Source organism: Pseudomonas sp. B21-023, from assembly GCF_024749165.1.
Taxonomy (GTDB): Bacteria; Pseudomonadota; Gammaproteobacteria; order Pseudomonadales; family Pseudomonadaceae; genus Aquipseudomonas.
Map to the genome: position 1 here is coordinate 4,923,112 of NZ_CP087190.1, position 19,024 is coordinate 4,942,135.

The 19,024-nt window shown below is 65.3% G+C and carries 18 protein-coding genes and 1 pseudogene; 8 read left to right on the forward strand and 11 right to left on the reverse strand.

Going from position 1 to position 19,024, the window contains the following annotated elements; all coding sequences use genetic code 11:
- Positions 1–816, forward strand: a complete 816-nt coding sequence (locus LOY42_RS22185; RefSeq protein ID WP_139668691.1) for a TatD family hydrolase — start codon at positions 1–3, stop codon at positions 814–816.
- Here LOY42_RS22185 and LOY42_RS22190 read toward each other — a convergent pair.
- The 4 genes from LOY42_RS22190 to LOY42_RS22205 all read right to left on the reverse strand — a co-directional run bounded on the left by LOY42_RS22190 (position 806) and on the right by LOY42_RS22205 (position 6,583).
- Entirely contained in the window at positions 806–2,818 is a 2,013-nt protein-coding gene (locus LOY42_RS22190) for a methyl-accepting chemotaxis protein (protein WP_139668689.1), read from the reverse strand. The genes LOY42_RS22185 and LOY42_RS22190 overlap by 11 nt on opposite strands.
- A gap of 132 nt (positions 2,819–2,950) precedes the next feature.
- Positions 2,951–3,781: a regulatory signaling modulator protein AmpE gene (gene ampE / locus LOY42_RS22195; RefSeq protein ID WP_139668687.1), complete on the reverse strand. Its 831-nt coding sequence runs from the start codon at positions 3,779–3,781 to the stop codon at positions 2,951–2,953.
- Positions 3,778–4,344, reverse strand: a complete 567-nt coding sequence (gene ampD, locus LOY42_RS22200) for a 1,6-anhydro-N-acetylmuramyl-L-alanine amidase AmpD (RefSeq protein WP_139668685.1) — start codon at positions 4,342–4,344, stop codon at positions 3,778–3,780. Before ampD ends, ampE begins: the two co-directional genes overlap by 4 nt.
- Before the next feature lie 88 nt (positions 4,345–4,432).
- Positions 4,433–6,583 (reverse strand): DUF1631 domain-containing protein, encoded by a 2,151-nt coding sequence (locus LOY42_RS22205; protein ID WP_258599260.1) that lies wholly within the window; start codon positions 6,581–6,583, stop codon positions 4,433–4,435.
- A gap of 245 nt (positions 6,584–6,828) precedes the next feature.
- On the opposite strand from LOY42_RS22205, the gene nadC reads away from it, so the two are divergent.
- Positions 6,829–7,677: a carboxylating nicotinate-nucleotide diphosphorylase gene (nadC, locus tag LOY42_RS22210; protein ID WP_110700602.1), complete on the forward strand. Its 849-nt coding sequence runs from the start codon at positions 6,829–6,831 to the stop codon at positions 7,675–7,677.
- A 74-nt stretch (positions 7,678–7,751) separates the two neighbouring features.
- On the opposite strand, the gene trxB is transcribed toward nadC, so the two are convergent.
- Positions 7,752–8,714: a thioredoxin-disulfide reductase gene (gene trxB / locus LOY42_RS22215; RefSeq protein WP_028689829.1), complete on the reverse strand. Its 963-nt coding sequence runs from the start codon at positions 8,712–8,714 to the stop codon at positions 7,752–7,754.
- 327 nt (positions 8,715–9,041) lie between these two features.
- On the opposite strand from trxB, the gene cysZ reads away from it, so the two are divergent.
- Entirely contained in the window at positions 9,042–9,770 is a 729-nt protein-coding gene (cysZ, locus tag LOY42_RS22220) for a sulfate transporter CysZ (protein WP_111531689.1), read from the forward strand.
- A 113-nt stretch (positions 9,771–9,883) separates the two neighbouring features.
- Here cysZ and LOY42_RS26735 read toward each other — a convergent pair whose 3' ends face one another.
- Positions 9,884–10,315, reverse strand: a complete 432-nt coding sequence (locus LOY42_RS26735; RefSeq protein ID WP_371918132.1) for a methyl-accepting chemotaxis protein — start codon at positions 10,313–10,315, stop codon at positions 9,884–9,886.
- 162 nt (positions 10,316–10,477) lie between these two features.
- Positions 10,478–11,323, reverse strand: a pseudogene (locus LOY42_RS26740) (PAS domain-containing protein); the annotation flags it as partial.
- A gap of 56 nt (positions 11,324–11,379) precedes the next feature.
- Between LOY42_RS26740 and LOY42_RS22230 the strand changes: the two are divergent.
- On the forward strand, positions 11,380–12,591 hold the full coding sequence (locus LOY42_RS22230; protein WP_139668675.1) for a glycosyltransferase family 1 protein: 1,212 nt from the start codon (positions 11,380–11,382) through the stop codon (positions 12,589–12,591).
- Here the strand turns inward: LOY42_RS22230 and LOY42_RS22235 are convergent.
- Positions 12,560–13,663 (reverse strand): NADH:flavin oxidoreductase, encoded by a 1,104-nt coding sequence (locus LOY42_RS22235; RefSeq protein WP_139668673.1) that lies wholly within the window; start codon positions 13,661–13,663, stop codon positions 12,560–12,562. The two genes, LOY42_RS22230 and LOY42_RS22235, sit on opposite strands and share 32 nt — an antisense overlap.
- Before the next feature lie 251 nt (positions 13,664–13,914).
- On the opposite strand from LOY42_RS22235, the gene LOY42_RS22240 reads away from it, so the two are divergent.
- Positions 13,915–14,262 (forward strand): HPF/RaiA family ribosome-associated protein, encoded by a 348-nt coding sequence (locus LOY42_RS22240; RefSeq protein ID WP_023630676.1) that lies wholly within the window; start codon positions 13,915–13,917, stop codon positions 14,260–14,262.
- 129 nt (positions 14,263–14,391) lie between these two features.
- On the forward strand, positions 14,392–14,691 hold the full coding sequence (locus tag LOY42_RS22245) for a DUF3509 domain-containing protein (protein WP_110700611.1): 300 nt from the start codon (positions 14,392–14,394) through the stop codon (positions 14,689–14,691).
- 3 nt (positions 14,692–14,694) lie between these two features.
- On the opposite strand, the gene LOY42_RS22250 is transcribed toward LOY42_RS22245, so the two are convergent.
- The gene (locus tag LOY42_RS22250; RefSeq protein WP_031315617.1) at positions 14,695–15,165 is read right to left on the reverse strand and encodes a phosphate-starvation-inducible protein PsiE; all 471 of its coding nucleotides are present in this window, start codon (positions 15,163–15,165) and stop codon (positions 14,695–14,697) included.
- 220 nt (positions 15,166–15,385) lie between these two features.
- Here LOY42_RS22250 and LOY42_RS22255 point away from each other — a divergent pair, with 220 nt between their 5' ends.
- Positions 15,386–15,649, forward strand: coding sequence for a YebG family protein (locus tag LOY42_RS22255; RefSeq protein ID WP_023631474.1), 264 nt, complete (start codon positions 15,386–15,388; stop codon positions 15,647–15,649).
- Positions 15,650–15,727: 78 nt separating this feature from the next.
- Here the strand turns inward: LOY42_RS22255 and LOY42_RS22260 are convergent, their stop codons facing one another.
- The gene (locus tag LOY42_RS22260) at positions 15,728–16,747 is read right to left on the reverse strand and encodes a Glu/Leu/Phe/Val dehydrogenase dimerization domain-containing protein (protein ID WP_258599267.1); all 1,020 of its coding nucleotides are present in this window, start codon (positions 16,745–16,747) and stop codon (positions 15,728–15,730) included.
- 123 nt (positions 16,748–16,870) lie between these two features.
- Here LOY42_RS22260 and LOY42_RS22265 point away from each other — a divergent pair, with 123 nt between their 5' ends.
- Positions 16,871–17,677: a SirB1 family protein gene (locus tag LOY42_RS22265; protein ID WP_139668669.1), complete on the forward strand. Its 807-nt coding sequence runs from the start codon at positions 16,871–16,873 to the stop codon at positions 17,675–17,677.
- On the opposite strand, the gene LOY42_RS22270 is transcribed toward LOY42_RS22265, so the two are convergent.
- Positions 17,666–19,015 (reverse strand): aromatic acid/H+ symport family MFS transporter, encoded by a 1,350-nt coding sequence (locus tag LOY42_RS22270; RefSeq protein WP_139668666.1) that lies wholly within the window; start codon positions 19,013–19,015, stop codon positions 17,666–17,668. The genes LOY42_RS22265 and LOY42_RS22270 overlap by 12 nt on opposite strands.
- Between the last annotated feature and the right edge of the window lie 9 nt (positions 19,016–19,024).

Consider the following 19,024-nt stretch of genomic DNA (forward strand, 5'->3'; position numbering starts at 1 on the left):
ATGCGCCTGATCGACACCCACACCCACCTCGACTTCGCCGATTTCGACGCCGACCGCCCGCGCCTGCTGGCCAACGCGGCGTCGCGCGGGGTGGAGCGCATGGTGGTGCTGGGGGTGTACCAGGACAACTTCCAGCGAGTCTGGGACCTGGCCTGCGCCAACGAAGGCGTGTACGCGGCGCTGGGGCTGCACCCGATCTACCTCGAGCAGCACCTTCCCGAGCACCTGGCGCAGTTGCGCGACTGGCTCGAACGCCTGCGCGGCAATCCACGTCTGTGCGCGGTGGGTGAGTTCGGCCTGGACTTCTACCTGCCCGAACTGGACCCGACGCGCCAGCAGGCGTTGTTCGAGGCCCAGTTGCAACTGGCCTGCGACTTCGAGCTACCGTCGCTGCTGCACGTGCGCCGCAGCCACGCCCAGGTGATCGCCACGCTCAAGCGCTACAAGCCGGTGCGGGCAGGGATCATCCATGCCTTTGCCGGCAGCTACGAGGAGGCGCGGGAATATATCAAGCTCGGTTTCAAGCTGGGACTCGGCGGCGCCGCCACCTGGCCCCAGGCATTGCGCCTGCGCAAGACCCTGCCGCGCCTGCCGCTGGACAGCGTGGTGCTGGAGACCGACGCACCGGACATGGCGCCGGCGATGTTCCCGGGGCAGCGCAACAGCCCCGAGCACCTTCCCGAGATTGCCGGGGCGCTGGCCGAAGTCATGGGGATCGAGACAACGCTGCTGGCAGAGGCCAGCAGTCGCAATGCCTGCGGGGTGTTTGGCTGGCAGTCCGACACAGGATCCGCGTCGGCCTCGATCATACCCTGAACGCCCCGATCAACCGCTTGAGCTCCACCACCTGCGCCGACAACGCCCGGCTGGCATCTTCGGTCTGACAAGCGCCTTCGGTGGTGTCCTGCGCCGCACGGTTGATCGCCACAATGTTCTGGTCAATGTCGTGGGCCACGGCGGTCTGCTGCTCGACGGCGGCGGCGATCTGCTGGTTCTGTTCGACGATCCCGCCGACCGCGCCAAGGATGTTGCCCAGTGCCTGCTGCACCTGGCGCGCTTCGTCCACGGTGCCTGCGGCCATCTGGTGGCTGCTGCCCATCACCCGCACCGCCGCGCCCACGCCTTCGCGCAGGCGCTGGATCATCTGCGCGATCTCCTCGGTGGAGTCCTGGGTGCGCCTGGCCAGGGTGCGCACCTCGTCGGCGACCACGGCAAACCCCCTGCCCTGCTCACCGGCCCGGGCCGCTTCGATGGCAGCGTTGAGGGCCAGCAGGTTGGTCTGCTCGGCGATGCTGCGGATCACCTCCAATACCCGGCCGATGGCCTGGCTGTCGCCCGCCAGCTGGTTAACCGCCGCCACGCTCTGGTCGATCTCGCCGGCCAGGCGGGCGATGCTGCCCTGCTGGCTTTCCACCAGGTCGCGGCCCGAGGCACTCTCATGGTTGACCCGCTGCGCGCCTTCGGCGGCCAGGGCCGCGCTGCGGGCGACCTCCAGCGCGGTGGCGCTCATCTGGTTCATGGCCGTGGCCACCTGCTCGATCTGCTCGCGCTGGCCACTGACCGCCTGGTTGCTGCGGCTCGACACCGAAAGCACCTGGCCGGCCTGCTCCTCGACCGTGGACACGGTCTTGCCGACCTGTTCGATCAGCCCGCGAATGCGCCGCACGGTCTCGTTGAAACCACGCCCCAGTTCGCCCAGTTCGTCCCGGCTGCTGGCCTGGAAGCTGATGGTCATGTCGCCTGCGGCCACCTTGTCCATGGCGGTGCCCAGGTTGCCGAGGGTTTCCCGGGTGGAGACGTAGAAGCCGCTGTAGAGGTAGATGATCAATGCGAAGACGCAGGCCAAGGCCGCCACCAGCGCGACCGTGCGCAGGCGGTGCTGGCCGAGGCGCTCTTCCAGTTGCCCATGCAGATGGGCCAGCACGGCATCGTTCAAGCGGTAAGTCTGCGCCATCAGGTCGCTGGTCTGCTGGTAGAAACCGGCCCACGGCGCGTCCAGGCTCTCGGCCACCACCACCTGGTCCTCGAACAGGGTCGCCGCCTGCTTGACGGTGGCCTGGCTGGCCTGGGCGCTACCGGCGAGCGCGAGCTTGAGCCCGGCATCGGTTGCCAGGGCGTCATCCAGGCGAATGGCGTAATCGGCGGACAAGCGCTCCAGGCGCTGTAGCAGGTCTTCGAAACGCGCGCTGCCCGAGGAGTCCATGAAGCCACGACCCAGGGCCACAGCGCCCATTGCCCGGCCCTCACCGATGGCCTGGGTCACCTGGGCGGTGGCATTGCCGAGCAGCTCGCTCAACTGACGCACCGAGGCCTGACTGTCCTGGCTGAGCCCCGACTGGCTGGCCACCAGCTTGCCCAGCACCTGGGCCTGGGCCAGCAACTTGTCGAACAGCGCCGCCTTGTTCTGCAGCGAGCTTTCGTCACGGGCACTGGCAAAGGCCTCGGCCAGCTCGGCACGCTTGGCCTCGAACACAGGGTCGCTACCCTTGAGGCCATCGAGCCGGGCCTGGACCTTGTCCTGCAGCGCCGCGATGCGGCTTTCCACATCGCCGGCCTGGCCCGACTGGCCCAGCACGGCGTTGATCTGCAGCAGGTTGCCGAGGGTCTCCAGGTCGCCGCGCAACGTCAGGCTCTCGGACAGCGGCGCCAGCCCCTGCAATTCGCCACGGGTGGCCTGGAGCTGGCTGTAGGCGTCGCGTACCAGATAAAAGCTGGTGACCAGCATGGGCAGGAAAAACAGGACGCTGATCAGGCTGAACTTCATGCCGAAGCTCAGCCGATTCATCAGTGCGATGGCCGGATAGAGCAGACGCTTCACAGGTCACCTCCTTGAATTCTTGTTGTTCTGCGGGGTAGCACTAGGCCATCTAGGGCCAGTGGCCTTGTATAGCGCAGATTGGAATCAAGGTTTGTAACTTATGGTTAAGCGATCAGTTCGGTAGCGAACTGCTCAGACCAACACGGTCCACAGGGCAAAGCAGGCATACCACAGCACCGCGCAGCGCAGCAGCAGCTCCCACAGGCTGTCCAGCCGCTCAAGACCGCGCTGGCGGTCCTCTTCCTCAGGGATGTCGTCGGCCACCCGGCCGACCTTGGCCACCAGATGCCCGGCGCTGACGTGCCAGTCGAGCAGCTCGTGCAGCATCACGCGGGTCACCGCGACGAAGTTGCCGACCAGGGCGAAACTCACCGTCATCACCCGTACCGGCAGCCAGTCCATGGCGTGGCGCAGTTGCCCGGCCAGGCTCTGCAAGGCGGGCTGGCGGCTGTTGTCCATGGTCAGCGCCAGCAGGCGGTAGGCCAGCGCCGCCGCCGGGCCGAGCAGGAAGTACCAGAAGATCACCGCGAAGAAGCTCTGGTAGGCCTGCCACAGCAGGTGGCCCTGAACCCGCTTGATCAAGCTCTGGGCATCGTCGGCGGCCAACCCCAGGTCGCGCTCGGCCACGTGCAGCGCGGCCTGTTCGTCACCCCGGCGCCAGGCGTCGCGAAACGGGCCCAGCGCCGCCTTTACATCGCCGCGCCCCAGGCTGTAGATCAATACCAGCAGGTGCACCGGCAACGCCAGCAAGCCATAGGCCACCGGCTCCAGCACATGCAAAAGCAGCACGAGCAGCGACACCGGCGCCAGGATCAGCAGCCCCAGCGTCCACCATGGGTGGACCTTACCGCTGCGCTCCAGGCGCACCAGCTCGCCCAGATAGAAGCTGTCGCGCTGCAACCGCTGGCGCAGGGCCGAGAACTTCTCGACCCACAATGCCAGCACCAACACCAGAAAACTCATGCCTTGTCCTCGTTGCGTTGCAGGGCAGCCCGGTAGCGCAGCCAGTCGAATGCCGGGCCCGGGTCGGTCTTGCGCTGCGGGGCGATATCACTGTGGCCGCAGATGCGCTCGGCGTCGATCACCGGCCAGGCCGCGCGAATCTCGCGGCTCAGTTGCTCAAGGGCGGTGTACTGGGCATCGGTATAAGGCACGTCGTCGGTGCCCTCCAGCTCGATGCCGATGGAAAAATCGTTGCAGCCCTCGCGCTCGCCGAAGCGTGACACGCCGGCATGCCAGGCACGATCAAGCAACGAGACGAACTGGGTCACCGCGCCATCGCGCTCGACGAACAGGTGCGCCGAGACGGTCAGGTGGTTGATGGTCGCGAAATACGGGTGCTCGTCCGGGTCCAGGCGGTTCTGGAAGAACTGTTGCACCTTGCCGGTGCCGAAGCAGGCCGGAGGCAGGCTGATGTTGTGGATGACCAGCAGCACGATGGCCTCACCTTCGGGGCGGGCGTTGAAGTTCGGCGAGGGGCAGAGGCTGACGCCGGTGAACCAGCCGGTCGCGCGGTCCAATTGCATGGTGCAGATCCTGAAATGACGCCCGAGACAGATGGCCAGTATGCCGTGGGCGGCCAGTGCTTGCATGTAAATGATTGTGTAGGAAGATTCAGCTTTGCTGCGCCTGCTGCCCACGTAATTGCTCCAGCACCGCCTCCAGCGCCCGCTCGAACAACAGGCCATCGTCCAGCAGGCGTACCTCGCCACGACGCAGGGCCATGGCCAGGCCCATGCGGTTCCATTCGCGCACCTTCATGCCGGTGCGGTTGCTGAAGACCAGCCGGTCGTTGCTGTCGATACGCGCCACCAGCTTGCAGCGCAGCGGCTCGTCGTCGTCCATCACCTCGACCCAGGTGCCGACCTGCAACCGCTGTACCTGATGAACGGCAGGGTCATGCTCGTCGAGCGGCAGGCCAGCGTCCAACTCGGACTCATCGCTGACGATCAGCACGATATCGTCCTCCACCCACACTTCGTCCAGCGCGGCATCCGCCTCCGGCGTAGCGCCACAGGCGCGCTGGTGCAGCTTCTCCAGTTGCAGGAAGAAATCACGGGTGGCGGCGGAGTCCAGCGCCACCCCCGCCAGACCGTCGCGCAGCGCCTTGAGCAGGCCCGGCACCTGCTCAAGCAGGCGCTGCGGCTCACGGTACGGAGCAATGCTGACCAGCAGGTCGTCCACCGTCGCCAGGGCCTCGGCCCAGGCTGGCGAAGCCTCACCCTGCTTCAGCCAGGCCAGCAGCAGCACCTGGCTCCAGGATTGAACCAGCATCTGCACCACCACCTGCGGCAGCACCCGGCCATGCAGGCGGTCGTTGAGCTCCTGCTGCACACGCTGGCGGGCCAGCAGCGTACGGGCGCGGCCCTCCTCGGCGTCACGGGTGCGCTGTTCGAGCAGTTCGTTGCGCCGACGTTCATCCTGGCTGAAAGCGAGAAACTCATCGAGCAGTTCATCAAACAGGGCGCAATCGTCGGAAAAGTCATTGAGCAGGCGCTGCACGATCCGCTCGACGCGCAGGTGCAGGCTGTCGCGCAGCCCCTCGGCCTCGGTCTCCCAGCCAATGGCCGCGGCGGCTATTTCGTTGAGCAGGCGGCGCGCCGGGTGGCTGCCACGGCTGAACATGCCCTTGTCGATCAGCGCCACCTTGAGCACTGGAATATGCAGGCGCACGAGCAACGCGCGCAGGCTGGCCGGCAGGTTGTGGTCACCCTGGATGAAGGTGAACAGCAGGTCGACCAGGTTGATCGTGTCTTCGTCGTCGGTGGCAATGCGCCGCCGCGTGCCGCTGCGCACGCTGACCCGCAACAGCAGTTGCTCCAGCTGCTGGCCGAGGTTGAAGTCATCCGGCTCGCCAGGGGCCGGCACATAGTGCTGCAAGTGGGTGAGCAGGCGCAGCAGGTCGCCGGTACTGGTCGGCTGGGCCGCACCGGCCGCCTGCAAACGCGGCGTGACCCGCCCGCGCACCGGCGCCAGCAGCGCCTGCACCGAGGCGAAGAACGCCTGGCCGGCGGAGTCGGGCAGACCGCCCGGCATGACGCTGGCCGGCACGCGCCTGGCAATGCCGCGCCGGTCCTCGGCACGGCGCCGTGGCGCGGGCAGCAGGTCCGGCAGCACGCCGGCACTGGCGAGCAACTGGCTGGCCTCGCCGTAGAGCAGGTCGAGGTCGCGCAGCACATAACGCTCGTACAGCTTGAGCAGCACCATCTTGACGTTGGCGCCGACCCCCAGGTTGCGCCCGGCATCCAGGAAGTAACCGCAGAGGTTGCCTGGCCCGAGTGGGTTGTGCGCGGTCTCCAGCGGCACTTCCAGCAACGTGGTGAAGCGCAGGTTCAGTTGATCGAGCAGAAACCCGTCACGCGACAGCACCCGATCGACCATGGCCTGCACGGCCACGGTTCGCTCCAGCGCCGACCTGTCCTGGGTCTGTGACCTGACCAGGGCCTCGAGCCCACCGCCCTGGCCGATACGGGCAAAGGCGTCGTAGAAGGTGTCGAGGAACCCGCGCTCGATGCTCTTGCGCTTCAGGCGCAGGTCGCGCATGGCTTCGAAGTACAGGTTCTGGTCGAGTCGGCCACTGGCCTTGTCGGCCATTTCGAAAAGGGTGTCGTCAGCATTGTCGAACAGCGCCTGCAAGCCCTGGCGCAATTGCAGCGCGGCTTTGTCGCGCACCTGCAGGAGCAGGACCGGAAGGCATGGCGAGGGCGCGCGCGCACCCCGGTCGATGGCCGCCGCCAAGGGCACCACCTTGCCTTCATCATGCATCCCGGACTCCTTGCTGGATGTTGCGTTGTTCGACTGGAAGTGAAATCGTCAAAGCTATGACGCCAATTACAAGGCGCCATTATCGGTGAAAATTCTGGCAGCTGCCAGCACGCCTTTCGCACGCCTCAACGGACAATGCATTTGCAGAATTGCTCAAACCGCCTGACCAAAGGTCATCGGCACGGCAGCTGTACACGCCGCCCCCCTGCCCTATAATCGCCGGCACCTAGCTTGTGGAGCCGACCATGCCGAACCTACGCCTCGCCGACCTGACCGCCGAAATCGAAGCCAACGTGCGCCGCGCGCTGCTCGAGGACATCGGCGGCGGCGATATCACCGCCCAGTTGATCCCGGCCGAGCGCCTGGCCAAGGCGACCATCATCACCCGCGAGGACTGCGTGATCGCAGGCTCCGCCTGGGTCGATGCGGTGTTCCGCCAGCTCGACCCGCGGGTGGCGGTGCACTGGCAGGTGGCCGATGGTGAGCGCGCCACCGCCAACCAGGCGCTGTTCCACCTCGAAGGCCCGGCGCGCTCGTTGCTCAGTGGTGAACGCTCGGCGCTGAACTTCCTGCAACTGCTCTCGGGCGTTGCAACCCGCGCGCGCTTCCTGGCCGACCTGGTCGAGGGCACCCAGGTGCGCCTGCTCGATACCCGCAAGACCCTGCCGGGCCTGCGCCTGGCGCAGAAGTACGCGGTTACCTGCGGCGGCTGCCACAACCACCGCATCGGCCTGTACGACGCGTTCCTGATCAAGGAAAACCATATCGCCGCCAGTGGTGGCGTGGCCGAGGCCGTGGCGGCGGCGCACCGTATCGCCCCGGGCAAGCCGGTGGAGATCGAGGTGGAAAGCCTGGACGAGCTGCGCCAGGCGCTGGCGGCGGGCGCCGATATCGTCATGCTCGACGAATTAAGCCTGGATGAAATGCGCGAAGCGGTACGTATCACTGCTGGCAAGGCCAAGCTCGAGGCCAGCGGCGGGGTCAACGAGACCACCCTGCGAGTGATCGCCGAGACCGGTGTCGACTACATCTCGATCGGTGCGATGACCAAGGATGTGAAGGCGGTTGACCTGTCGATGCGACTGAGCCTGTGAGCTGAATCGCAGGTACAAAAAAACCGGCCAGATGGCCGGTTTTTTCATTGCGAGGCAAGCCCGCAGGGGCTGGATCAGTGCGCGGCGTTGGCCAGGCCGTCCAGGTAACGCTCGACGTCCAGGGCCGCCATGCAGCCAGCGCCGGCGGAGGTGATGGCCTGGCGGTAGACGTGGTCGGCCACGTCGCCGGCGGCGAACACGCCCTCGACGTTGGTGGCGGTGGCGTTGCCTTCACGGCCGCCGTGGACCACAAGATAACCGTCCTTCAGGGTCAGCTGGCCTTCGAACAGCGAGGTGTTCGGGGTGTGGCCGATGGCGATGAACACACCGTCAACCTTGATTTCGTCGAAGCTGCCGTCGTTGTTCTTCAGGCGCGCACCGGTCACGCCCATGTTGTCACCCAGCACTTCGTCCAGGGTGGCGTTGAGCTTGAGTTCGATCTTGCCTTCGGCGACACGGGCGTGCAGCTTGTCGATCAGGATCTTCTCGGCGCGGAAGGTGTCGCGACGGTGTACCAAAGTCACCTTGCTGGCGATGTTGGCCAGGTACAGCGCCTCTTCCACGGCGGTGTTGCCGCCGCCGACGACCGCCACCGGCTTGTTGCGGTAGAAGAAGCCGTCGCAAGTGGCGCAGGCCGACACGCCCTTGCCCATGAAGGTTTCTTCCGACGGCAGGCCCAGGTAGCGAGCGCTGGCACCGGTGGCGACGATCAGCGCGTCGCAAGTGTAGGTGCCGCTGTCACCGCGCAGGGTGAACGGCTTGTTGGCCAGGTCGACGGCGTTGATGTGGTCGAAGACGATCTCGGTCTCGAAACGCTCGGCGTGCTCCTGCATGCGCTGCATCAGGGCCGGGCCGGTCAGGCCGTGGGGGTCGCCCGGCCAGTTGTCGACTTCGGTGGTGGTGGTCAGCTGGCCGCCCGCCTGCATGCCGGTGATCAGCAGCGGCTTGAGGTTGGCGCGGGCGGCATACACCGCGGCGCTGTAACCGGCAGGGCCGGAACCGAGAATGATGACGCGCGAATGACGTACTTCGGACATGTCGAACTCCTGTCGAGCGGGCCGCACGGGGCCGGCGTCTGTGCGCCGGTTGCGCCAGCTGGAATTAAAAGGGACCCACGCAGCACTTGGGGAAGGCTACAACGCGTTGGTCCAAAACCAAAAAAGTTGAGCGCACTGTAGCGAGGCCGCAGAGATTAAGGAAATATCCTTCGACAATCCACCTTATAGACAGTCTCTATCCGCAGAGGAAATAGCCAGGCATTGTGCCTGTGCTTTGTTACACGCCGTTTCCCGGAGGCGCGGCGCCTTTCGTCGGCGCGCCAAACTCGGTAAGGTCAGCGCGTTTTCCTCAAGCGGAGCACTCCGATGCAAGCCCCCGTCCTGTCCGGCCCGCAGTACCTGCGCGAAGGCCTGAAACTGGTCCTGAGCCCCAGCCTGCGCCTGTTCGTGCTGCTGCCCCTGGCGGTCAACCTGCTACTGTTCGGCGGCCTGATCTACTTTGCCGGCCACCAGTTCAGCCTGTGGGTCGATGCGCTGATGCCCACCCTGCCCGACTGGCTGGGCTTTCTCACCTACATCCTGTGGCCGCTGTTCGTCGCCCTGGTGCTGTTGATGGTGTTCTTCACCTTCACCCTGCTGGCCAACGTCATCGCCGCGCCGTTCAACGGTTTCCTGGCGGAAAAGGTCGAAGTGGTGGTGCGCGGCCAGGACAACTTCCCGCCCTTCAGCTGGAGCGAGCTGATGGCCATGGTGCCACGTACCCTGAGCCGCGAGATGCGCAAGCTTGGCTACTTCCTGCCGCGGGCCATCGGCCTGTTCATCCTGTCGTTCATCCCGGTGGTGAACGTGATCGCCGCGCCGCTGTGGCTGGTGTTCGGTATCTGGATGATGGCCATCCAGTACATCGACTACCCGGCGGACAACAACAAGATGAGTTGGCAGGACATGCTCGCCTGGCTGCGCGCCAAGCGCTGGCAATCGATGGGCTTTGGCGGGATCACCTACCTGGCGCTGATGATTCCGGGAGTCAACGTGCTGATGATGCCGGCAGCGGTGGCCGGGGCCACGTTGTTCTGGGTGCGGGAGCGCACTTGAAAGGGCCGGGGGCGCGTTGCGCCCCTTTCGCCGGCAAGCCGGCTCCCACAGGCACAGCGCAACCCTCTGTAGCAGCCGTCTCGCCGCGGCAGCTAAGCAAGACGCTGAACGGATCAGTGGCTTAACTGGCTGGAAAACTGCCCCACTGCATCCACCACCTTCTTCGCTCCTTCCTGGATCTCGACGATCACCCCGCCGGTATCGGCGGCCAGTGCCAGGCCCTGCTCGGCCTGGCGCTTGCTGGTGTCGATGATGTCCACCGCGGCCTGGGCCAGCTGTTCATTCTGCTGCACCACCTTGGCGATTTCCTCGGTGGCGCTACTGGTGCGCGAGGCCAGTTGGCGCACTTCGTCGGCGACCACGGCGAAACCACGGCCCTGTTCGCCGGCGCGGGCGGCTTCGATGGCGGCGTTGAGCGCCAGCAGGTTGGTCTGCCCGGCGATGTCGCTGATGGTCTTGATGATCGCGCCGATCACCTTCGACTGCTTGTCCAGTGCCTGGATGCCCTCGGCGGCTTCCTGCATCGAGCCCTCCAGCCCACGCATCACCTCGACAGTCTGGGTTACCACGTCGGTGGCCTTGCGCGCGCTGTCGTCGGTTTCCAGCGAGGTGGTGTAGGCGATGTCGGCGGCCTGGGCCACGGCCAGTTCCTGGTTGACTTGGTCGGTGATCACGGTGGCGAACTTGACCACCTTGTAGAGCACGTCGTGGGCGTCGATGATCGGGTTGTACGAGGCTTCCAGCCACACCACGCGGCCATGGGCATCGACGCGCTTGAAGCGCTCGGCAACGAATTCGCCGCGGCGCAGCCTGTTCCAGAACTCCTGGTAGCCCGGCGAATTGGCTTCTTCCGGCTCGCAGAACATGCGGTGCGACTTGCCGCGGATCTGTTCGAGGGTGTAGCCCATGGTCTGCAGGAAGCGGTCGTTGGCGGTCAGCACCTGGCCTTCGAGGTTGAACTCGATCACCGCGGTGGAGCGCATCAGGGCCTTGATCAGGCTCTCATGCTCACGGGACGTCTCGATGGTGCGGGTCAGGTCGCTGGAATGCAGGGAGAAGTACTTGAGGCGCCCGTCGCTGTCCTTGACCGGTTGCAGGATCGAGCGCAGCCAGGCCTCTTCACCGTTGCCACGCAGCAGGCGGAAGGCGCCATTGAGATGCTCGCCCCGGGTGATGGCGTGTTTCATGCGCTGGTAGAAATCGAGCTTCTTCACATGGGCCGGGACGATCTCCTCGATATTGCGCCCGATGAGCTGCTCGGCGCGGTAGCCCATTTCGGCCTCGAAGTTGCCGTTGACCGACTCGATGCGCCCCTGTGGATCGAGCTGGAGCACCAGCATCTCGCTGTCGAGGCTGTTCTTGACCTGCTCGATGGACATCAGTTCTTCGCGCAGTTGCTGGATTTCTTTCTTCAGTTTGCTGTTGAACATGGCCGCTCTCCCGGAGCGTATTCCCGTAGTCGAATGCATCTGCATCGGCTGCGTCCCGTGAGTTCTTGAGTGCGTTGCAAGGAAATATTCATACGGATGAAACTGCCGGAAATCAGGCGTCATCCGCACGTCACAAAGGCGTCATATGGCCGCAACGGGGGCGGCGGACACTTTTTGTCATGAACACACCGTCCTTGCGCATCACCCTGGTCAGCGAAACCTTCCCACCCGAGATCAATGGCGTGGCCAACACCCTTGGCCGCCTCAGCGAGGGTCTGCGCCAGCGCGGGCATCAGGTCGAACTGATCCGCCCGCGACAGGCCGCCGACAGCGCAACGGGCAACGATGACGAACTGCTGCTGTGCCGTGGCTGGCCACTGCCCGGTTACCCCGGCCTGCAGTGGGGCGAAGTGTCGATGCACAAGCTATGGCGTCGTTGGCGTCGGCAGCGTCCGGACGTGCTGTACATCGCCACCGAAGGCCCCTTGGGCCTGAGCGCCCTGCGCGCCGCCCGGCGCCTGGGCGTGGCAGTAGTCAGTGGCTTTCACACCAACTTTGCGCAGTATTCGGGGCAGTATGGCCTGGGACTGCTGTCGCGACTGCTCACCCACTACCTGCGCTGGTTCCATCGGCGTACCGCCATCACCCTGGTGCCCAGCATCAGCCAGCGCCTGGAGCTGGAACGCCGCGGCTTCGAACGCCTCGGCCTGATGGCCCGCGGTGTCGACTCCGGCCTGTTCAACCCGGCACGGCGCAGCCAGGCCCTGCGCGGGCAGTGGGGGCTGGGCGTGGATGACCTGGCCGTGCTGCACGTCGGACGCCTGGCCGCAGAGAAAAACCTGGCCTTGCTGCGCCCTTGCATGGAAGCCCTGCGCAAGGCCTACCCGCACCGGCGGCTGCGCCTGGTGATCGTCGGCGATGGCCCACTGCGCGGCCAGCTCGAACAGCAGTTGCCCGATGCGGTGTTCTGCGGTGCGCAGCGCGGCGAGGTACTGGCCGAGCACTATGCCAGCGGCGATTTATTCCTGTTCCCGAGCCTGACCGAGACCTTTGGCAACGTGGTGCTCGAGGCGCTTGCCTCGGGCCTTGCCGTGGTCGCCTACGATGAAGCCGCCGCCGCCCAGCACATCCGCCACGGCCATAGCGGTGCGTTGGCCATGCCGGGTGACCAGGCGGCATTCATCGACGCCGCTTGCTGGTTGCTGGAGGAAAGCGAAACCCTGCGCCGGGTGCGCCTCAACGCTCGCCAGCACGCCAGCCGCGAGGGCTGGCCGGCGATCATCGAACAGTTCGAGGGTTACCTGTACGGAGCCTGCCGCGAGTTGCAGAGCACCCGCGAACAGACGCCGCCCCTGGTGATCAAGCCAGGGTCGTCAACGCCTCACGGCTGAACGGCAGCACGTCTCCCTCACGCCCCTCGCGAACCTTGCGCGCCCATTCGGCATCCACCAGCAAGGCGCGGCCCACGGCCACCAGGTCGAACTCCTGGTCCTGCAAGCGTTGCAGCAAGCCTTCGAGGCTGGCCGGCCTGGCCACCTTGTCGGTAGCGACCATGAACTGCAGGAACTCGCCATCCAGGCCGACACTGCCCACGGTGATGGTCGGCTTGCCGGTGAGCTGGCGGGTCCAGCCGGCCAGGTTCAGCTCGCTGCCCTCGAATTCTGGCTCCCAGAAGCGCCGGGTAGAGCAGTGGAAGATATCCACGCCCGCGTCGGACAAGGGCTTGAGGAACGCTGCCAGGGCCTCGGGGGTTTGCACCAGGCGTGCGTTGTAGTCCTGCTGCTTCCATTGCGAGAAGCGCAGGATGATCGGGAAATCCGCGCCCACGGCCTGGCGCACGGCCTGGATCAGTTCGATGGCGAAACGCGAGCGTCCGGCCAGGTCACCGCCGTATTCGTCGTCGCGACGGTTGCTGGCCTCCCAGAAGAACTGGTCGATCAGGTAGCCGTGGGCGCCGTGGATTTCCACACCGTCCATGCCGATGGCCTGGGCATCGCGCGCGGCCTGGGCGAAGGCGGCGATTACCTCGCGAATGTCGTCGTGGCTCATCTCCTGGACCAGTACCTGGCCATCCTTCTCCTTGCCGCTCGGGCCATAGCCCGGCACCTCGGCATCCGGCTCGGTGCCCAGGCGGCGCACACTGCCCACGTGCCACAGTTGCGGCACGATGCGCCCGCCTTCGGCATGGACCGCGTCGACTACACGTTTCCAACCGGCCAGGGCATCTTCACCGTGGAAGCGCGGCACGTTGGGGTAGCCATTGGCGGCCTTGTGCCCGACCGTAGTGCCTTCGGTGATGATCAGCCCGACCCCGGCTGCGGCACGACGGCGGTAGTAATCGACCACACCGTCATGGGGCACGCCCCCGGGGCAGAGGGTACGGGTCATCGGCGCCATGACCACGCGGGTCGGCAGGTCAAGGGAGCCTAGGGTGAAAGGCTGGAACAGAGGGTTGCTGGACATGCGGCGCTCCCGACGGGTGAGGAAATGCGCCTGAGCTTAGGGGCCGCCTGGCGGATGGCCCAGCATTATTGATTGCAGTGATCGGCCGTCATCGTTGTGAGCAGAGCGAATTGCAACAGGAAATTTATTTTCAGAAAGGGCTTGAATTCATCCGACAGTTGCCTGACTTTAGAGTCAAGAGGCGCAGGAAAACCAACGCCCTCAGTGGCCTAGGCGCGCCTCTCGCGAGCAAGCTGAATAAGGATTGAATCATGCAAATCCAGGTCAACAGCAGCAACCATATCGAAGGCAACATCCGTCTCGACCAATGGGTCCGCAGTACCCTGCAAAGCAGCCTCGAACGTTACGAGGACGACCTCACCCGCATAGAAGTCCACCTGCGTGACGAAAACGGCGCCAAGCCCGGTCCCCACGACAAACGCTGCCAGATGGAGGCTCGCCCTAAAGGTCACCAGCCGATTTCCGTGACCCACACCGCCACTTCGCTGGAGCACGCCGTCGATGGCGCGGCCAGCAAGCTGAACCACGCCCTGGAGCATTTCTACGGCAAGTTGCGCAGCAAGCGCGGCGCCCTGGAACTGAGTGATCCAGACGCCTGACCGACAATGGTTCAGACAAGAACGCCCGGCCTTGCGCCGGGCGTTCTCGTTGTTCACCGATCAGCGGGCCTGAACCAACCTCGGTCGAGCCCGGTCAACTTCTGCAATCATTCACTGCAGAACCCAACCATGAACAATCCCTTCGATCAGATCAGCGCCGCCTTCGCCCCAGAGTACCGGGTCAACCTGAGCATCGAACGCCTTGACGGCAGCATCATGCTGACCCTCTCCGACGACAGCGGCGTGGTCGCCAAGCGCCTGATCAGCCAGGCCCAGCGCAACGACCCGGTACGCCTGCAGCGGGTCATCGACAGCATCCGCCTGGGCCTGGCCATCGAGCTGGGGCAAAACCCGCTGGAAGTGCTCGCAGCCCTGACCCGCCCCGCGCAGGGCGAGCGCCGCGTCCCTGTCGTCGGCCTGGCAAACTGAGGGTTATTTGCCCTCGTCCACTTCCTTGCCGCTGGCATCCAGCGCCTTGGTCGACGGGTAGCGGTACGACGCATAGCGCACCACCAGGATGGCGAAGGCCAGCAGCAGGATACCGCCGCACACGTACAGCAAGCCGACATCCGGCGCCTTGTGGTGCGAGACATCGCCGATCAGCAGGCGGGTCAGCGCGGTGATTGCCACGTAGAGCAGGAAGCGGATCGGCATGTGGTTGGTCTTGAAGTAGATCCCCACCATCGCCCCCAGCTCCAGGTAGATGAACAGCAGCAGGATGTCATCCACGCTCACCCCACCCTTGCCCAGCATGTCCAGGAAGGTCACTACCGCCGCATAGGCGGTGATCGCGCCGATACCGAACAGCGCCAGGTAATGGAAGGCCTCCACACACAGGTTGCCCAGCGAGTCGGCGGAGCCGTGCAGGCCCTTGCGCAGCTTTTCTGCCCATTTGATGTTCACGATGTTCGATTCCTGATACTGAAGGTCTTGGTTGCCATGCAGTTAAAGGGCCATGGCCCCTGTCTTGGAAGGCGGTCGATTGCCGCAAGACACCTGTGGACTACGCTGATTGTCAGTTTGCCTGGCCATCATTGCGGTTGCAGGGTGATGGCCTGACGATGTACTGTATAAAAACACAGCAATGCGCAATCCAATCAGCAAAAAGGCACAGAGGTGATGAATGGCCGTCGAAGTGGTGTACCGCAGCAGCCGCGACCCGGAGCGCTTGTTCATGGATAAGGCCGAAGCAGACCGTCACGACAAGATGCTCGAGCTGGCCGAACGCCTGGCCGAGGTACTGCACAAGGCCGTGCCTTCGATGAGCGAGCAGCAGGTAGAGGAAGCCGGCATCTACATGGCGAAGAACCGCGATGTGTTCGCCCGAGCGTTCAAGAGCCAGCCCGATGCGCTGGCGGAGCTGCTCGAAGGCGGCGCGGTGGAATGACGCCATCGCGGGGCAAGCCTGCAAGGCTCGCATCCATGGAAAATCTCGTGGGAGCGGGCTTGCCCCGCGAAATGGCTTTCAGCCGTACAACAATCTTTCCGCCAGCATCTGCGCCACCCGTGCCGGCGAACGTTTCTCCGCCTGGGCATGGGCGAACACTTCGGTCAGCCGCGAAGGTATCCGCGCCAGGTGCGCGGTAATGGTCCCCAGCCCCTCGCCCCGATGGGTCAGGGCCACATAGATCAGCCCACCGGCATTGATCACATAGTCCGGCGCATACAGGATTCCCCGGTTCTCCAGCTGGTCGGCCACCTGCAAGGTGGTCAGCTGGTTGTTCGCCGACCCCGCCACCGCCGCGCAGCGCAGTTGCATCACGCTCTGCCCGTTCAGCACCGGCCCAACGCCACACGGCGCAAAGATGTCGCACGGCGTGCTGATCAAGGCTTCATGGGCCACCGGGTGGGCATTGAGCTGCTCCACCGCCAGGCGCACCTTGCCGGCATCCAGGTCGCTGACCAGCAGCTCGGCGCCGGCCGCATTCAGTTGCTCGGCCAGCGCATAGCCAACGTTGCCCAACCCTTGCACCGCCACTCGCAATCCCTCCAGGTTGTCACTGCCCAACCTGGCCATGGAGGTGGCGCGGATGCCGGCGAACACGCCCATCGCCGCATGTGGCGATGGATCGCCCGAGGCGGTGGTGCTGGTGACGTAGGGAGTGGCCTGGGCGATGCAGTCCATGTCGAGGGTCGAGGTGCCACTGTCCACCGCCGTGATGAAGCGGCCCTGAAGGGTGTCGACGAAGCGCCCGAACGCCTCGAACAGCGCTGCACGGTTCTCCACATGCGGGTTACGCACGATCACCGCCTTGCCGCCGCCCATCGGCAACCCGGCCAGGGCCGCCTTGTAACTCATGCCCTGGGCCAGACGGATGGCATCGGTCATGGCGCTTTCGTCGTCGGCATAGGGCAGGTAGCGACAACCGCCCATGGCCGGACCCAGTTGTTCGCTGTGAATCGCCACCACGGCCTTCAACCCCGTAGGCGGGTCGATGAACAAGTGCAGTGACTGCGTGCGAGTGCTTTGCATGAGCGCGAACATCGACGGGCTCCCCAGCGAGGTGCTGCTACCAGTATAAACAGGTCAAGGCAGCACACCGTGCGGGCGGACCACTGGACGAAAAGCCTCGCCAGGGCTACAAGTTAAGCGTGATGGAGAAGTCCGATGAACTCACGCCAAGCCTGCCTGGCCTGCCTGGAACGCGAGCCGGTCGCCCTGCTGGAAGCCGCGCTGTGGATTGCTGCGGAGCATGACCGCACTGTCGAGCTCTCGGCCAGCCTGGCCAGGCTGCATGAGCTGCAACGCGAAGTCAGCACCAGCCTGCCGATGCTGCCGGTCAACGAACTGGCCCAGCCTTTGCTGCGCCAGCTCAACGCACTGGGCTTTCAGCAGGACGAGTATCACCCGTTGCGCCCGCACGTGGCCTTGATGGACAAAGTGCTGCAACGTCGGCGTGGCCAACCTCTGCTGCTGGCAATCCTTGCCCTGGAGCTGGCACGGCGGCTGTCGATCCCCCTGGAAGGCGTGAACTTTCCCGGGCACTTCCTGCTGCGGGTACCCGGTGCCGACCACCTGCTCGACCCTTGTGGTGGCCGCCGCCTGTATCCCAACGACTGCCGCGAACTGCTCGCCCGCCAGTTCGGCCCACAGGTGCCACTGTCCGCCGAGCACCTGCTCAGCGCATCGCCGCGGCAGATGCTCCAGCGCCTGTCGCGCAACCTTCGCCAATTGCATATCAGCAACGACAACGACCTCGCAGCGCTGATCGATGCCGAGCGGGTCATGCAACTGGGCCCGGTGCAGGTCGGCGACTACCTGGCCCGGGCCACGCTGTACCAGCACCTGGACTGTCCCCAGGCAGAGCGCTTCGACCTGGAGCACGCCCTGCTGCTGACCGACGACCCGGTGCAGCGCCTGAAACTCACGGAACGCCTCGGCCAGTTGCCCAACGGTAAACGTTCAATCCATTAATGCCTCGCCCTTGACCGTCGCTTCGCGCGGCTGCGGTGCGCGTACCCGGCTGATCAGCAGCGCGCCGAGCAGCGCTGGCACGGCGCAGAAGAAGAAGATCTGCTCCACTGGCATGTGCAACGTCAGCAGCAGACTGCCGAGCAACGGTCCGAGGATCGAGCCGAAGCGCCCGACACCCAGGGCCCAGCCGGTGCCGGTGGCGCGCACCTGGGCCGGGTAGAAGTTGCTGACGAAGGCATTGAGCGTCAACTGCCCGCCAATGATGCAGAACCCCGCGGCGAACACACTGGGCACCAGCCAGCGCGGATCGTCATGGTTAAGGCCAACCAGCACGCTGAACAGCGCCGCGCCCAGCAGCACGCCGGCCAGCAGGTGAGCCTTGTTGGCCATGCGGTCGGCGCACCAGGCCAGGCACACCGCACCGAAGGTGCCGGCAAACAGGAACAGCGAAGTCACCAGGTTGGCCTGGTTCAGCGCCAGCCCGCTTTCCTGCAGCAGCGACGGCAGCCAGCTGATCATGAAGTACAACAGGATCAGGCTGACAAAGAAGGTGCTCCACAGCAGCAGCGTGGGCCGGGCGAACCCCTCGCGAAACAACGCCACCACGGTGAGCTTGCTGTCGGCCGACGCATCGGCCGCGACCTGGGCCGCCGGCACCTGCCAGCCCGGCAGCAGGCGGGCGGCCACCCGTTGCAACCGCGCATAGGGAGGGGCGTCGCGCAGCAGGCGCGGCAGCGATTCAGGCAGGAACAGCGCCAGGAACGGGAACAACAGCAGCGGCGCCACGCCACCGGCAAGAAACACCGCCTGCCAACCATGGTGATCGATGAAACCTGCAGCTACGAAGCCACCCGCCGCGCCCCCCAGGGAGAAGCCGCAAGCTGCCAGAGTCACCATCAGGGTACGCAGCCGCGGTGGTGCATAATCGGCCATCAGCGCCATGGCGCTGGGCATCGCGCCGCCCATGCCGATACCGCAGAGAAAGCGCGCCAGCATCAGGCTGTCGAGGGAAGTGGCGAACACCATCAGCAGCGTCAGGCTGGCGTACAGCAGCACGCAGCACAGCAGCACCCGCCGCACGCCGAAGCGGTCGGCCAGTGGCGTCACCGCCAGCGAACCGACCGTCAGCCCCAGCAGGTTGGCGCTGAACACCGGCCCGAAGGCCGCCTTTTCCAGCCCCCAGTCCTGGGCCAGCGCGGGGATCACGTATCCCAGCACCTGGGCGTCATAACCATCGGTGACCAACAGCAGGATCAACAGCAGCAGCAAGCGCCACTGGTAGGGTGACACCGGGCGCGCGTCGAGCGCCGCGCGAAAGCTGGCTATCTGGTTGTGCATCGCAAGGTA